Annotated in this window: 12 protein-coding genes; 5 read left to right on the forward strand and 7 right to left on the reverse strand. The window is 63.3% G+C overall.

Annotation, left to right across the window (positions count from 1 at the left end; translation table 11 throughout):
- Positions 1–319: 319 nt before the first annotated feature.
- Entirely contained in the window at positions 320–2101 is a 1782-nt protein-coding gene (locus O9Z63_RS08125; protein WP_270128797.1) for a HAMP domain-containing sensor histidine kinase, read from the forward strand.
- 145 nt (positions 2102–2246) lie between these two features.
- Here the strand turns inward: O9Z63_RS08125 and O9Z63_RS08130 are convergent, their stop codons facing one another.
- The gene (locus O9Z63_RS08130) at positions 2247–3704 is read right to left on the reverse strand and encodes a DUF389 domain-containing protein (RefSeq protein ID WP_270128798.1); all 1458 of its coding nucleotides are present in this window, start codon (positions 3702–3704) and stop codon (positions 2247–2249) included.
- Between the two features lie 448 nt (positions 3705–4152).
- Between O9Z63_RS08130 and leuS the strand changes: the two genes are divergently transcribed.
- Positions 4153–6930, forward strand: coding sequence for a leucine--tRNA ligase (gene leuS / locus O9Z63_RS08135; RefSeq protein ID WP_270128799.1), 2778 nt, complete (start codon positions 4153–4155; stop codon positions 6928–6930).
- 173 nt (positions 6931–7103) lie between these two features.
- On the opposite strand, the gene O9Z63_RS08140 is transcribed toward leuS, so the two are convergent.
- Positions 7104–7754, reverse strand: coding sequence for an NAD(P)-dependent oxidoreductase (locus O9Z63_RS08140; protein ID WP_270128800.1), 651 nt, complete (start codon positions 7752–7754; stop codon positions 7104–7106).
- A 77-nt stretch (positions 7755–7831) separates the two neighbouring features.
- Positions 7832–8272, reverse strand: coding sequence for an Rrf2 family transcriptional regulator (locus O9Z63_RS08145; RefSeq protein ID WP_270128801.1), 441 nt, complete (start codon positions 8270–8272; stop codon positions 7832–7834).
- 134 nt (positions 8273–8406) lie between these two features.
- On the opposite strand from O9Z63_RS08145, the gene O9Z63_RS08150 reads away from it, so the two are divergent.
- A complete protein-coding gene (locus O9Z63_RS08150) occupies positions 8407–9327 on the forward strand; it encodes a bestrophin family protein (RefSeq protein WP_270128802.1) in 921 nt (306 codons plus the stop codon).
- A 76-nt stretch (positions 9328–9403) separates the two neighbouring features.
- Here O9Z63_RS08150 and O9Z63_RS08155 read toward each other — a convergent pair whose 3' ends face one another.
- Positions 9404–9763 (reverse strand): MmcQ/YjbR family DNA-binding protein, encoded by a 360-nt coding sequence (locus O9Z63_RS08155; protein WP_270128803.1) that lies wholly within the window; start codon positions 9761–9763, stop codon positions 9404–9406.
- Positions 9764–9956: 193 nt separating this feature from the next.
- Between O9Z63_RS08155 and O9Z63_RS08160 the strand changes: the two genes are divergently transcribed.
- Positions 9957–10628: an LEA type 2 family protein gene (locus O9Z63_RS08160; RefSeq protein WP_270128804.1), complete on the forward strand. Its 672-nt coding sequence runs from the start codon at positions 9957–9959 to the stop codon at positions 10626–10628.
- Between the two features lie 76 nt (positions 10629–10704).
- Here the strand turns inward: O9Z63_RS08160 and O9Z63_RS08165 are convergent, their stop codons facing one another.
- Together O9Z63_RS08165 and O9Z63_RS08170 are read right to left on the reverse strand one after the other, a co-directional pair.
- The gene (locus O9Z63_RS08165; protein ID WP_270128805.1) at positions 10705–10878 is read right to left on the reverse strand and encodes a DUF6728 family protein; all 174 of its coding nucleotides are present in this window, start codon (positions 10876–10878) and stop codon (positions 10705–10707) included.
- A gap of 172 nt (positions 10879–11050) precedes the next feature.
- Positions 11051–12820: an AMP-dependent synthetase/ligase gene (locus O9Z63_RS08170; RefSeq protein ID WP_270128806.1), complete on the reverse strand. Its 1770-nt coding sequence runs from the start codon at positions 12818–12820 to the stop codon at positions 11051–11053.
- A gap of 221 nt (positions 12821–13041) precedes the next feature.
- Between O9Z63_RS08170 and O9Z63_RS08175 the strand changes: the two genes are divergently transcribed.
- Positions 13042–13500, forward strand: coding sequence for a nuclear transport factor 2 family protein (locus O9Z63_RS08175; protein ID WP_270128807.1), 459 nt, complete (start codon positions 13042–13044; stop codon positions 13498–13500).
- 199 nt (positions 13501–13699) lie between these two features.
- Here O9Z63_RS08175 and O9Z63_RS08180 read toward each other — a convergent pair whose 3' ends face one another.
- Positions 13700–14365, reverse strand: a complete 666-nt coding sequence (locus O9Z63_RS08180) for a Rossmann-fold NAD(P)-binding domain-containing protein (protein ID WP_270128808.1) — start codon at positions 14363–14365, stop codon at positions 13700–13702.
- Positions 14366–14782: the final 417 nt, after the last annotated feature.

A 14782-nucleotide genomic window follows, 5' to 3' on the forward strand; every position in this document is an offset into this window, starting at 1 on the left:
AAACTAGAGCTAGTTTCTAGCTCCCCTCGTTGGAAAGGAGGGGTTGGGGGTGGTTGACAATCGTTGAACATCAACTAGACTGTATCTGAAAACTCTAAAACAGTCATGCTGAGCTTGCCGAAGCATCTCTGCCGCTTCGTCAGACAGTTCATGCGAAGCGGTAGAGATGCTTCGACAAGCTCAGCATGACGTTCAGCGAGTTTCAAACGACTTTTCAGACACAACCAGCAACTAGCACTAGCATCGTTCTTTCACCATCAACCACCCCTAGCCCCTCCTTTCCAAGGAGGGGAACTAGTTTTTAGCTCTAGCACATCCCATGTCCCTCAAACTCAAAATCCGCCTGAGCATTGCGCTGATGCTGGTCCTGCTGCTGGGGCTGGGCGGGTACACGTTCTTTAGTTTGCAGCGGCTGGAAGGTGGGGCCCGGGGCATTCAGCGGGCTAATTTCCGCTCGGTGGAGTACGGCGAGCAGATGCTGCGGGCCCTGGAGGCGCTGCAGGACCAGCCCACGGCCCAGCCGCCGCTGCAGCAGCTGCGCCGCGCCCTCACCCGCGAAGCCGCCAACATCACCGAGCCCGGCGAGCTGGAACTGGTGGACACCCTCACCCAGCAGCTGGCTGACTACCAGCGCCTGGTGGATGACCGCGCCCCGGCCACCGCTCAGGTAACCCAGCTGCACCGGCTGCGGGCCGCCACCCACCGCATGATGCAACTCAACGCCCGCTCCTTCAACCGCCAGACCGACCAGGCCGCCGCCGCCGCCCGCCAGGCCCGGCGCACGGTGCTGGCGCTGCTGCTGCTGAGCACGGCGGTGGGCCTGAGCCTAGTGGTTCGCCTGCCCCGGGCCGTGCTGCGCCCCCTGCGCCGCCTGCGCGCCGACGTGGAGGACGTGGCCAGTCCCGGCCCGGCCACTCAGGTATCCATTGCCAAAAACGACGAAGTGGGGGCCGTGGCGTTAGCCCTCAACCGCGCCTTCGGCTACATGCAGGACCAGCGCAGCGTCACGCGGGCGGCTTTGGCCACCGAGCGCAGCCGTTTGGAAAGCCTGATTGAGCACCTCGATGAGGGCCTGCTCCTGCTCGACCCCGACCGCACCGTGCTGCTGGCCAATCCCGTGGCCCGGGAGCTGCTGGGCCGCGAGGCCGCCGCCCTGGTGGGCCGCCGGGCCGAGGACCTGAGCCAGGAAACCGAGCTGCTCAACGCCCTGTTCCGCCCCCTGCTGGCCCAGGAAGGCGCCCAAGCCGGCACCACGCCCGCCCCCGTCACGCTCACCTTCGCCCGCCCCGACGGCGAAACGGCCTATTACCAGCTCACGCTCAACCACATCGTGAGCCGCAACCGTGAAACCGGCCGCACCGAGTTTGTAGGCCACATTCTGAGTTTGCGCAACGTGTCGGATTTCAAGAAGCTCGATGAAGTGAAGTCCAACTACCTGGCCACCATTTCGCACGAGCTGAAAACCCCGCTGGCCAGCATCAAGCTCAGTCTGATGCTGCTGCAGGATGCGCGCACCGAGCCCGAGGAACGCCAGCGCCTGGCCGACGGCATCGGCGACGAAACCCAGCGTCTGCTGGGCATGGTGGGCCAGCTGCTGGCCGTGTCCAGGCTGGATGCGGGGGCTGAAATCCAGTTCGATGTACAGCCCATCACCCTGGCCCAGGTGGTGAACTACGCCATCGACACGGTGCGCCCGCAGGTGGACGACAAGGAGCTGCAGCTGCGCCTGGAACTGCCCGCAAGCCTGCCCGCCGCCCGCGCCGATGTGGAAAAAACCACCTGGGTGCTCATCAACCTGCTGGCCAACGCCATCCGCTACTCCCCCCGCGGCGCCGATTTGTGCGTGCGCGCCCACCAGGCCGCCCCGCAGGAATTGCAGATCAGCGTGCAGGACTGCGGGCCGGGCATTGCGCTGGAGTACCACGAGCGGATCTTCCAGCGTTTCTCAGAAGTGCCCAATGCCTCGGGCCACAAGGGCGGCTCGGGGCTGGGCCTGAGCATCTCCCGCGAGTTCATCGAGGCCCAGGGCGGGCGGCTGTGGGTGGAGAGTGAGCCGGCGCAGGGCAGCCACTTCTGCTTCACACTGCCGGTGGCGGGGTAAGCTGGCTGCGTACAGAAAACCTAGAACGTCATGCTGAGCTTGCCGAAGCATCTCTACCGCTTCGTTGGGTTGATGTTGCAACGAAGCGGTAGAGATGTTTCGGCAGGCTCAGCATGACGTTCTGAAATGTGCCTATCTGCCGCCCCTACTTGCTTTTAGCTGCCTTGGGGGCCAGAGTGGCTGAAGACTGCACGCGCACGGCGGGCAGGGACACGTTGGCTGCGGCCGGGCGGGCGGGCACGGGAACCACCAACAGCTGCACCTGCGGGCGGTTGGTGCGGGCGCGCAGCCACTGGGCCAGCCGCTGCCGCTCCGCCAGCGGCAAAGCGTCGCGGGTTTCTGCACTGACGACCAGCACGGTATCGGCAGGGAGCGAGTCGCGCACAACGGCTGGGCGGGGCAGCACCGTGAGGGACAGGCGACGCACGGCGGGATGCTCTACCTGCGCCTCGCGCAGCAGGGCCTCGGGAGCGGGCAGGGTCGTGCGGGCGGCCACCACCAGCTGCTGCATACGGTTCAGTTCCACCTCGTAGCGGCTCTGGGCCTGACTCTGGCGGGCGCGCATGTCTTCCAGCAGGCTCTGGCGCAACGTCTGGGCATCCAGCGAATCGTAGGCCTGCAAACCCTGGCGCACCACCAGCGAGGTCCGGTTCAGGCGGTAACTGGCCAGTTGGCGGCGGGCCGCGCCTAGACGGGCCGTATCCACGGGGCGGCCTACCAGCAGCACGTTGATGGTGCGCTGGCGGGGGTCAATCTGCCGCGTCACCACGTAGGTACCCGCGAAATCCAGCTCCTTAGCCACAAATTCCTCGGCGGCGTGGGCGTACACCGAGCGTTGCACGATGCGGTAGCCCAGCCACACGCTGGGGCCGGCCACCACCACGGCCGCCGCCAGCATCAGGCGGCGCACCCGCCGGGCCTGGGCCTCGTCCTGAAAACGGTGGGCCGGCAGCCCCAGAAACCGAATCACCAGAAAAGCTGCCAGCGTGATGAATACGCAGTTGATGGAAAACAGGTAGAACGCACCCAGCGCGTAATCCCAGTGGCCCGAGGCCAGCCCGTAGCCGGCCGTGCAGAGCGGCGGCATGAGGGCCGTGGCAATGGCCACACCGGGAATGACGTTGCTTTTCTCGCGGCGCGTGAGGCCCACGGCCCCGGCCAGCCCCCCGAACAACGCAATGAGCACGTCCCAGATGGTGGGCTCGGTGCGGGCCAGCAGCTCCGACTGCGCCCCGCTCAAGGGCGTCAGCAGGAAGTACACCGTGGAAGTCAGCAGGCTGATAACCACTGCCAGCCCCAGGTTTTTCACGGCGCGCCGCAGCAGGTCGGGGTTGTTGGTGGCGGCGCTGTAGCCGACACTCACCAGCGGCCCCATCAGCGGCGAAATCAGCATGGCCCCGATGATAACGGCCGTGGAATTGACGTTGAGCCCCACTGAGGCAATGAGGATGGCGAAGATGAGCACCCACAGATTGGTGCCCCGGAACGTAACGCCCGATTCCACGCTGTCCTCGATGACGGCCGGGTCGGCGGTATCGTCGCGCAGGTCAAACCGTTGGCGCAGGAAGCGCAGCAGCAGGGCGGGGTATTCTATCAGGGGCATAGGCGGGCGGAATTTGGGGAATTTTCGGGTGCTTACGGTGGCGTTGCGCGGGTGTTGGCCCAAAGCGCCGTTGCTTCACCAGCCCACGGGGTAAACCTTGGGCCACGGAGCGGTTGCCGCGGCACGATTCAGCTGGCGGCCAGAACGATGTAGAGACGCGACACTTCGCGTCTCTCCGCCAGAACGACTGGCACCGCACCGTGCGCCTAAATAACGTCAGCAACGAGTAGACGCGAAGTGTCGCGTCTCTACACCGTTGCGGGGCTGGGCAAGGCCGGAAGCATTGTCACATTCTCCAAAGCCGATATAGCCATCCAAACGGCGCGGGGGCGCGAACTGCAAAGTTCGCACTACTACCCGCCTGTCGGCCCCAAACGAACAAGGCGGCGTTTTCCCGGCAATTCCGCGTAATTTCGCCCGTTCCGATTCATTGCATACCCGACTGCCCATGCCCGGCTACCATCCCCAGGATATTGAGAAAAAGTGGCAAGCCCACTGGAAAGATCAGCAGACGTTCAAGGCCGATAACGCCTCCGACAAGCCCAAATACTACGTGCTCGACATGTTTCCGTACCCCAGCGGGGCGGGGCTGCACGTGGGCCATCCGCTGGGCTACATTGCCTCCGATATCGTGTCGCGCTACAAGCGCCTGCGCGGCTTCAACGTGCTGCATCCTATGGGTTTCGACTCGTTTGGCCTGCCCGCCGAGCAGTACGCCATCCAGACCGGCCAGCACCCGGCCATCACGACGGAGCAGAACATCGACACCTACATCCGGCAGCTCAACTCCCTGGGCTTCAGCTACGACTGGAGCCGCGAGGTGCGCACCTCCGACCCCGCGTACTACAAGTGGACGCAGTGGATTTTCCTCAAGCTGTTCAATAGCTGGTACAACCTCGACACCAACAAGGCCGAGCCGCTGAAAACGCTGCTGGAGAAGTTCGAGCAGCACGGCAGCGAAGGTATCCGCGCGGCCGGCGACGACGAGGAGCGCCACAGCTTCACGGCGGGCCAGTGGAAGCTGTTCTCGGAAAAGCAGCGCCTGCAGGCCGTGCACCCCTACCGCCTGGCCTACCAGCAGGACACCTACGTGAACTGGTGCCCCGGCCTGGGCACGGTGCTGAGCAATGACGAGGTGAAAGACGGCCTCTCGGAGCGCGGCGGCTTCCCCGTGGAGCGCCGCCTGATGCCCCAGTGGAACCTGCGCATCACCGCCTACGCCGACCGCCTCCTCCAGGGCCTCGACTCCCTCGACTGGCCCGATGCCGTGAAGGAAATGCAGCGCAACTGGATCGGCAAAAGCATCGGCGCCGAGGTCAGCTTTGCGGTGCAAGGCCACGAGCAGGCACAGATCAAAGTGTACACCACGCGCGTGGATACCATTTACGGTGCCACGTTCCTGGTGCTGGCGCCCGAGCATGAGCTGGTGAAGGAGCTGACCACGCCGGAGCAGCAGGCCGAAATCCAGGACTACATCGACGCCACCAAGCGCCGCTCGGAGCGCGACCGGATGGCCGATACCAAGACGGTTTCCGGCGCTTTCACCGGCTTCTACGCCCTCAACCCGTTCAGCAACGAGCCCATCCAAATCTGGATTGCCGATTACGTGCTGGCTGGCTACGGCACCGGTGCCGTGATGGCCGTGCCCAGCGGGGACCAGCGCGACTACGTGTTTGCCAAGCACTTCAACTTGCCCATCACGCAGGTGGTGGATGCCCAGCAGATTGACGAGCAGGCCGACCCGACCAAGGACGGCCTCTACCTGCACGGCCTCATCAAAGGCCAGAACTACAAGCAGGCCACCCAAACCCTGATTGGGGAGCTGGAGCAGCGCGGCATCGGCAAGGGCAAAACCAACTTCCGCATCCGCGATGCCATCTTCGGCCGCCAGCGCTACTGGGGCGAGCCCATCCCGATTTACTACAAGGAAGGCACTGCCTACGGCGTGGCCGAAGCCGACCTGCCCCTGGTGCTCCCGGAAATCGACGAGTACAAGCCCACCGAAACCGGCGAGCCGCCCCTGGGCCGCGCCAAGGACTGGAAATACAAAGGCCTCTACGAGTACGAGCTGAGCACCATGCCCGGCTGGGCCGGCTCCAGCTGGTACTACCTCCGCTACATGGACCCGCAGAATACCGGTCGTTTTGTGGGCGAGGAAGCCGAGCAGTACTGGCAGCAGGTTGATTTATATATGGGTGGCGCAGAGCACGCTACGGGCCACCTGCTCTACTCCCGCTTCTGGCACCTGTTCCTGAAAGACCTCGGCGTGGTATCGGCCCCCGAGCCCTTCCAGAAGCTTATCAACCAGGGTATGATTCTGGGCCGCTCGAATCTTGTGTATCGTGTTCAAGGCACCAACACATTTGTCAGCGCTGGTAAGAAAGATGCTTATAAGACGACAGAACTGCACGTTGATGTAAACATCGTAGAGAATGATGTACTAGACGTGGAAGCTTTCAAAAGCTGGCGTGGTGAGTATGCTTCTGCTGACTTCATCTTGGAGGACGACGGAACATATGTTTGCGGCACATTGGTAGAAAAGATGTCAAAATCACTCTACAACGTGGTGAACCCCGACACGCTGATTGAACGGTACGGGGCCGATGCGCTACGCCTGTACGAGATGTTCCTCGGGCCGCTGGAGCAGTTCAAGCCCTGGAACACCAACGGCATGAGCGGCGTGGCCGGCTTCCTCAAGAAGCTCTGGCGCCTCTACCACCCCCAGGACGGCACCTTCGCCGTAACCGACGAGGCCGCAACGCCCCAGGAGCTAAAGGCCCTGCACAAGGCCATCCGCAAGGTGGAAGAGGACATCGAGAAGTTCTCGTTCAACACCACCGTCAGCGCCCTGATGATTACGGTGAACGAGCTGACGGCCCTCGACTGCCACAAGCGCGCCATCCTGGAGCCGCTGGTGCTGCTGCTCTCCCCCTACGCCCCGCACCTCGCCGAGGAGCTATGGCAGCAGCTCGGCCACCCGGCCGGCAGCATCAGCCACGCCCAGTACCCCGAGTTCCGCGAAGAGTATCTGGTGGAAGACACCGTGAACTACCCCGTGGCCATCAACGGCAAGGTGCGCGAGACGCTGCAGTTCCCCGCCACCGCCACCCCCGCCGACATCGAAGCCGCCGTGCGCGCCTCCGACTTCCTGCCCCGCTTCGCCGAAGGCAAGGAGCCCAAGAAGTTCATCGTCGTGCCCGGCCGCATGGTGAACGTGGTAGTGTAGTTTTAGCTGTTAACGAGTAGCAACAAGGCCCGCCGGATTCGTCCGGCGGGCCTTGTTGCTTTTCTGCGGTGAACCGGTAGTAGCGCGAACTTTGTAGTTCGCGCCCCCGCGCCGTTCGGACGATTCCGTTTCAGCGGCGCGGGGACGCGAACTACAAAGTTCGCGCTACTGCCCTAATACGCCGCCGTGAACCGCTGGCGGCTGTGCTTGGGCTGCTCTACTTCGTCGAGGACTACTACGGCCAGGTCTTCGCCCGAGAGGATGCTGCGGCCTTCAGCGTTGAAGACCGGGCTTTCGGTGCCGAGGCGGTAGTGCCCGGTGCGGCCGGTGTCGATGCCGGGGTGCATTTCGATGGCGGGGCTCAGGAACGTCCAGTCGAGGGTGTCGTTGGTTTTCAGCTCGTTGTGGTAGTCGCGGGCGGCCTGGGCGCCGGGCTTGATGTCGGCGGGGAAGTCCGGGCCATCGACCAGCTGCTGGCCGTTGAGGTAGAGGCTGCCGGCCCCGCCGATGGCTACCAGCCGCGCCACGCCCGATTGCACGGTGGCGGCTTCGATGGCGCGGGCCCCTGCCAGGAAGTCGTGGTAGAGGTTGGGGTTGGTCCAGCCCGCGCTGAAGGCGTTGATCACCACGTCGTGGCCGGCCAGCTGGCGGGCGGTTTCGTCAACGTGGGTTACGTCGCCGGTTACCACGGTCAGGTGGTCGGAGGTTTGGGTGAGCTTGGCGGGGTCGCGCACGAGGGCGGTTACGTGGTGGCCGCGCTGCAGAGCTTCGGCTAGGATGCGGGAGCCAACAAAGCCAGTGGCACCGATGAGGGCAATTTTCATGGCAGTAAAGGGTAAAGTGAAGAGAAAAAGAAACACGCTGTAACCAATACGGTTACAATCAAGCGCAAAAGAAAAAGTCAGGAAATAAGGGCTTTGGCCGCAATGTCGGTGGTGACCTGCTGCAGGGTGGTGTGGGCCAGCACCCGCTCCAGGGCCGTTTGGGCGCGTTGCAGCGTATCATCCAGCGCCGACTGAATATGGCGGCCCACCAGGCAGGCCGGGTTGGGCTTGTCATGCACGCTGAACAGCTGGCCTTCCTCCACTACTTCCACGGCCCGGTACACTTCCAGCAGCGTGATGGTGGCCGGCTGGCGCGTCAGGGACGTACCGCCCGAAGCCGGCCGCACTTCCACCAGCCCGGCTTTCTTGAGCTGCCCCAGAATCCGCCGAATCACCACCGGATTGGTGTTCACGCTGCCCGCCATGCGCTCCGAGGTCAGCAGCACGCCATCCTGCTCTGGCAGCGCCAGCAGGGAAAGCACGTGTACGGCGACAGAAAAACGGCTGCTGATCTGCATAATCTGAAAGAGGAAAGCGGGGATTCAGAAAAACAAAGGTAGCATTGTAACTACCTTTGTTACAAATTGGTTTTCGGGCGCTGATTTCATTCCGTAGCCCAACTCTCTGCCGGCCACCCCCGGCCCTCCGCCCCATGATCATCCGCCCGAAGTACAACTGGTTCCGCATGCTGTTCGTGTGGCACGGTTCGGTGCTGCCCCAGATTCTGCCCCGCTTGCTGCTGCTGCTGCTCGTCTCAACGGCCGTGACGTATTTCCACGGCACTATTTTTCAGTACCACGTGCCGCTCACGGCGGCGCCGTTCAGCCTGTTCGGGGTGTCGTTGGCCATCTTTTTGGGCTTCTACAATTCCGTCAGCTACGACCGGTTCTGGGAGGGCCGCAAGCTCTGGGGCGCGCTGCTCAACGACACCCGCTCGCTGGCCCGGCAGGCGCTGACGCTCAGCGGCTACCCGCCCGATGCGCCGCAGGTGCAGCACTTCGTGCGCCTGCTCATCGCCTTTTCGCACGCGCTCCGCCACCAGTTGCGCCACACCAGTCCGGCCGCCGACCTGCACCGCTTGCTGCCGCCCGAACTGGCCGCCACGGTGCAGCAGGCCCAGTTTCAGCCGGTGCTGCTGCTGCGCGAAATGGGCCACTGGCTCCGGCAGGCCCACACCACCGGCTACCTCGATACCACCACCCAGCTGGCCTTCGACCGCAACCTCAACCAGCTTTCCGACATCGTGGGGGGCTGCGAGCGGCTGGCCAACACGCCCGTGCCCTACACCTACGGCGTGCTGCTGCACCGCACCGTGTACCTGTACTGCTTCCTGCTTCCGTTCGGGCTGGTGGAAACCAGCGGCTGGGCCACGCCCCTGATTGTGGTGTACATCGGCTACACGTTTATGGCGCTGGATGCCATCATCGGCGAAATTGAGGAACCGTTTGGCCTGGAAGACAACGATCTGCCCCTCAACGCCCTGAGCACGACCATCGAGGCCAGCCTGCGCGAGCTGGCCGACCTGCCGGCCCTGCCCCCCACGCCGCCCCACACCGGCTATATCGTGGACTGAGCAAGCCGTAATACGTTCACAAAGCCGCCGCCCCTGCCGTTTAGCAGGCAGCGGCCGGGGCGGGCAGCGTAGCCGGCTACTGCTCGGCGGCGGCCAGCTCGTCGCGCTGCTTTTTGGGCAGGGAGGCGCGCACCAGGTCGTAGGAATGGTCAATTAGCTCGCGTAGCTGCCGCTCCGGCGCGCCCGTCCCGATAAGCACCGTGTTCCAGTGCTTCTTGTTCATGTGGTAGCCGGGCAGCACGTACTCGTGCTGCTCGCGCAGCTCCTGGGCGCGCTCGGGGTCACACTTGAGGTTGATGCTGCCGAAGGTTTCGATGTCGGTGAGTGCAAACACTTTGCCGCCGACTTTGAACACCAGCGTTTCGGGGCCGAAGGGCGTTTCTTCGGTCACGCCGGCTTTGAGCAGGCAATAGTCGCGGAAGTCTTCGATGTTCATGCGGCTAAGCTACCGGTTTCAACAGATTTACGAAGCATGCAGGCAGTGCGCGGGCTGTTTGGCGGTGGGCCCTGCCGGCGGCGAGAGGTGCGGGGCATAAAATCCGGCCAATTGGCTGTTGCATAGCAACCCGCTGCAAACGAAGCTGGTATAGGCAGTCATTCCAATTCTTTCCTCCTGACCCACAACCACCATGCTGCACCGCCTCACTTCTACCAAACCCCGCTTTTCCCTGCTTGCCGGCAGCCTGCTGCTGGCCCTGGGCCTCGGCAACTGCGGCATCTCCGAGCAGGTGCAGCAGGCCAAAGCCTTCAAGGACACCCAGATCCGGCTGGCGTCGGTGGAGCAAGCCACCGTGGCCGGCATCGACGTAACCCAGATCCGGCGCCCCGGCGACCTGAGCACCATCGACAAAGCCCGACTGGCTACTGCCTACGCCACCGGTAACCTGCCGCTGCGCATGCGCGTGAATCTGGAAATCCGCAACCCCAACGACGAAACCGCCGCCCTCAACGAGCTGGACTACATTGCCCTTATCGACGGCAAGCAGGTGGCCACCGGCCGCTCCACCGAGCGCATCGAAGTGGCGCCCAACGGCACCGCGCTGGCTCCCGTCACGGTGGAAAGCAACCTGCGCGAAGCCGTGGGCGAGCAATCCGGGGAGGCGCTGGCCGACCTGGTGCTGGGTCTGGCCGACCGCGACCGGCAGCCCGTGCGCCTGACGATGCGCATCCGGCCCACGTTTATCACCGGCAGCGGCCGCCGCATCGCGCCCGCCGGCTACATCACTGTAGACAAGGATTTCACGGCCAATCAGGTGCTCGACGCCATCGACAAGCGCGACTCGCTGAAAACGCGCCCCTAACCACGTCCGGATTTAATTACAACGGCCCCGACACCTGCCTTGCAGCAGCTGTCGGGGCCGTTTTGTGTGGTGCAGCTTAGCGGATGAACCAGCGGTAAATCAGCACCAGAAGGCCTACCAGAAACATGGCCATGCTCAGCTTATTGATGAAGTGCATGGTGCGCAGGTTGAAATTGGTGTGGCGCGTGGGGTCGTCTTTGCGGAAAAAGTACCCGAGCATCGGGCCGAAGTTGAACAGGTCTTTGCGCATGAGGCAGTTGGATTCGGGTTCGGAAAGATAACACCCGGGGCGCGGAAAAGATTTGCTCAACGGCCGGATAGCCGGTAGTAGCGCGAACTTTGTAGTTCGCGCCCCCCGCGCCGCTGAAACGAAATCGTCCGGACAGCGCGGGGGCGCGAACTACAAAGTTCGCGCTACTGCGCTAGCCCCGAAACAGGTTCTCGATGCGCTGCTGGTTGTTTTGGCTGATGATTTTGCGGCGCACTTTGAGCGTGGGCGTCAGCTCGCCTGATTCCACGCTCCAGAGGGCCGGCAGCAGCTCGATTTTCTTGATCTGCTCCCACTGGGCGAAGGCGGCGTTAGTTTGTTGCACCAGCTGCTCGTAGAGCTGGCGCACCTGGGCGTGGGCGGCCAGGGCGGCGTCGGAGAGGTCGGCGGGGAGCTGGTGCTGCCGGGCCCAAGCGCGTAGCTCGGTGAAGGCAGGCACCAGCAGAGCGGCCGCGTACTTCTCGCCCTCGCCCAGCACCATCACCTGCTCCACCAGCGGCGACTCCGACAGCTTCGATTCCAGGGGCTGCGGGGCCACGTACTTGCCGTTGGAGGTCTTAAACATCTCCTTTTTGCGGTCCGTGATGCGCAGGAAGCGGCCCTGCACCAGCTCGCCAATGTCGCCGGTGTGCAGCCAGCCCTCGGCGTCGATGACCTCGGCCGTGAGGTCGGGGCGGTTGTAGTAGCCCTGCATCACCGAAGGGGAACGGGTCAGGATTTCACCGTCGGCGGCAATTTTCACTTCCACGCCCGGCAGCACCGGCCCCACGGCCCCAATGAGGTTGCCCTCGGGCACGGGCTGGCTGGCGGCAATAACGGGCGAAGTTTCCGTCATGCCGTAGCCCTCCATCACCCGGATACCGGCGGCCCAGAACACCCGCGCCAGCCGCGGCTGCAGGGCCCCGCCCCCGCTCACGATGTAGCGCACCTGCCCGCCCATAGCCTCGCGCCACTTACTGAACACCAGCTTATTAGCCAAGGCCAACTGGGCGTTGTACCACGCGCCCTGGTCTTTTTGGGTGTCGTAGCGCAGCCCTAGGTCGAGGGCCCAGAAAAACAGCTTGCGCTTGAGGCCGGTGAGCTGCTGGCCGGTGGCCACAATCTTGTCGTAGATTTTTTCGAGCAAGCGGGGCACCGTAGTGAACACGTGGGGCTGCACCTCCCGCAAGTTGTCGGCAATGCGCTCCACGCTTTCGGCGTAGTAGATGCTGAAGCCCAGCTGCAGGTACAGGAAGGTGGCCGTGCGCTCGAAAATGTGGCTCAGGGGCAGAAAGCTGAGGGTTTTGTGGCCCGGGGACAGGGGCAGGTAGCTCAGCAGATTCTGGCAGTTGAACAGGATGTTGCGGTGGCTGAGCATCACGCCTTTGGGCCGGCCGGTGGTGCCGGAGGTGTAGATGAGCGTGAGCAGGTCGTCGGGCTGCACGACGGCTTTCAGGGGTTCCAGCGCAGCCACGTCGGCGGCGGCACCCAGAGCCAGCAGGTCGGCGAAGGAGCGGTGGCCGGGCGTGGGCTCGAAGGTGAGGATGTGTTCGGGGCCGTGCGGCAGCCCGGCCACGGCCTCCTGCACCCGGGCCAGCAGCTTCTCGCCTTCCACCAGCACCACGCGCACGCCGGCATCCTGGAAAATGTGGCGGTAGTCCTCCACCGTGATGGTGGGGTACATGGGCACGCTCACGGCCCCCAGCTGGGCAATGCCCATGTCGGCCACCACCCACTCGGGGCGGTTGGGACAGATGATGGCCACCTTATCGGCGGCCCGCACGCCCAGGGCACGCAGGCCCAGGCTGGCGTGGTTGCTCATTTCCTGCACCTGGGCGGCACTCAGCGGCTGCCACTGGTCGTCCTTTTTTGCTACCAGGCAGTCGGCCGCGGGGGTGGTGTGGGCCAGGTGAGCCAGAAGGTCGAAGGTGCGGGAAAACGTCATGGGAGAAGCGCGGGGAAAGCTGCCGAAACTGCGGCAATCCGTAAAAATAGGCGGCTGCGGGATGGCAATGGAGGCAGGCCATAATTTTAGTAGCGCGAACTTTGTAGTTCGCGTCCTCGCGCCGTTGGAGCGATTGTCGTTCTAGGGCGCGAACTACAAAGTTCGCGCTACTGCGCTCTGGCTTTCCGTTACCTTGCACGCGTCACCTTCCTGCCCAACCTATGAAGCCTCTGCTCCTGCTGCCGCTGCTGCTCACCGCGTCGGCTACCTTCGCCCAAACCAAACCGGCCACCGAAACCGAGGCTGTGCAGCAAACCATCCGCCGCTTCTTCGACGGGATGCGCCGCGGCGACAGTGCCGCCGTGCGCGCCACGCTGGCCCCGGGCGCCGTGTTTCACACGCTCACTGCCAAAAACGGCCAGACGCAGCTGCGCCCCGAAAACCCCACGGAGTTTGTGAAAGCCGTGGGCACGCCGCACCCGGAGGTGTGGGATGAGCGCATCACGTTCGAAAAAGTGCTCATCGATGCCAACCTGGCCAGCGTTTGGACGCCCTACGAGTTCTACCGGGGCAGCACCTTCAGCCACTGCGGCTACAACTCGTTTCAGCTGGTGAAGCTGGCCGAGGGCTGGCGCATCGCCCACGTCATCGACACGCGGCGCAAGGAGAAGTGTAAGTAAACCAAGCTGGCACGGTGTAGAGACGCAATATTTTGCGTCTCGTCGTTGAACGGCCGGAACCGCACCACCAGACAAACAACGTCAGCAACGATGAGACGCGAAGTATCGCGTCTCTACACCGTACAACTCGTCGTTGAGCGACCGTAACCTGCATCAATCAAACAACATCAGCAACGACGGGACTTTAGCTATTGCGTCTCTACCCTTTAGCCGCGGCCACGATGTCCGGCACTTCCAGAATGGGTTTAGGGTAGCCGCGCTGGGCTACGTGCAGCATGGCCTGGCCCAGCTCCTGCAGCGTGGAGGCGAATTTGGGGGCCACGCCGCGCACCACGGGGTACAGCCAGCCGAAATACTTGTAGTACGACAGCACGTGCTGCTGACCGGGGGTGGCCCGCAGGAAGCCGGGGCGGAACATGAACGCCTGCCGGAAGCCCAGCTGCCGCAGCTCGTTTTCGGTTTCGCCCTTCACGCGGGCCCACATCTGGCGGCTGCGCAGCGTGTCGTCGGTGCCGGCGCCCGAGATGTAGCAGAACGTGAGTTCGGGGCCGTTGTAGGTTAGCAGGGTGCGGGCGAAGTGCAGGGTCAGGTCGTAGGTGAGGCGGCGGTATTCCGGCTCCGGCATCCCCACCGACGATACGCCCAGGCAGAAAAAGCAGGCGTTGTAGCCCCGCAGCTGATCAGCAATGGGCGTGAAGTTCTGGAAATCCTCGTGCAGCAGCTCCCGCAGCTTGGGGTGCTGGTGCCCGCTGGGCCGGCGGCTGATGCTGAGCACCTGCTCCACGGCGGGGTTCTGTAAACACTCCAGCAGCACCCCTTCCCCCACCATACCGGTCGTGCCGGTGAGTATCACGCGTAGTTTCATGCTGGGGAGGACGGATGAGCGGCGCGGATGTTTTAACACTCGAAATTCAGCGGCGGATAGTCTAAACGTTGAATGTTGCACTTGCCGCACTCTATTCTTATCGATGGCAAATGGTCAATAGACAAAGTAACTGCCATTGCGCATCCCTGTTGAGAGGACGGCTGTTTCACACACTTAAATTCATCTATCCGAAAACCCAAGCTATGCCGTGACGCTTTGGCAAGAGCCGCATCCACCGAATCTTGTATCCGCTGGACCTTACTACCATTACTGATGCCGGATATAATTAACTGCCACCATGATATCCGCCTATCATCATTTTTCCAAATGACCACTTGAAGCCGGGCACGCCCTCTATGAAACAGAAACTGATCCACCACTGCGTCATGCAATGATGGATCAGTTTCTAAATTACGG

The organism is Hymenobacter yonginensis (assembly GCF_027625995.1).
Lineage (GTDB): Bacteria > Bacteroidota > Bacteroidia > Cytophagales > Hymenobacteraceae > Hymenobacter > Hymenobacter yonginensis.

What these genes read in the sequence shown, in the direction of transcription:
- O9Z63_RS08165 (WP_270128805.1), bottom strand. Translation starts at nt 10,878, where the DNA reads ATGCGCAAAGACCTGTTCAACTTCGGCCCGATGCTCGGGTACTTTTTC.
- O9Z63_RS08125 (WP_270128797.1), top strand. Translation starts at nt 320, where the DNA reads ATGTCCCTCAAACTCAAAATCCGCCTGAGCATTGCGCTGATGCTGGTC.
- O9Z63_RS08175 (WP_270128807.1), top strand. Translation starts at nt 13,042, where the DNA reads ATGAAGCCTCTGCTCCTGCTGCCGCTGCTGCTCACCGCGTCGGCTACC.
- O9Z63_RS08155 (WP_270128803.1), bottom strand. Translation starts at nt 9,763, where the DNA reads ATGAACATCGAAGACTTCCGCGACTATTGCCTGCTCAAAGCCGGCGTG.
- leuS (WP_270128799.1), top strand. Translation starts at nt 4,153, where the DNA reads ATGCCCGGCTACCATCCCCAGGATATTGAGAAAAAGTGGCAAGCCCAC.
- O9Z63_RS08145 (WP_270128801.1), bottom strand. Translation starts at nt 8,272, where the DNA reads ATGCAGATCAGCAGCCGTTTTTCTGTCGCCGTACACGTGCTTTCCCTG.
- O9Z63_RS08130 (WP_270128798.1), bottom strand. Translation starts at nt 3,704, where the DNA reads ATGCCCCTGATAGAATACCCCGCCCTGCTGCTGCGCTTCCTGCGCCAA.
- O9Z63_RS08150 (WP_270128802.1), top strand. Translation starts at nt 8,407, where the DNA reads ATGATCATCCGCCCGAAGTACAACTGGTTCCGCATGCTGTTCGTGTGG.
- O9Z63_RS08140 (WP_270128800.1), bottom strand. Translation starts at nt 7,754, where the DNA reads ATGAAAATTGCCCTCATCGGTGCCACTGGCTTTGTTGGCTCCCGCATC.
- O9Z63_RS08160 (WP_270128804.1), top strand. Translation starts at nt 9,957, where the DNA reads ATGCTGCACCGCCTCACTTCTACCAAACCCCGCTTTTCCCTGCTTGCC.
- O9Z63_RS08180 (WP_270128808.1), bottom strand. Translation starts at nt 14,365, where the DNA reads ATGAAACTACGCGTGATACTCACCGGCACGACCGGTATGGTGGGGGAA.
- O9Z63_RS08170 (WP_270128806.1), bottom strand. Translation starts at nt 12,820, where the DNA reads ATGACGTTTTCCCGCACCTTCGACCTTCTGGCTCACCTGGCCCACACC.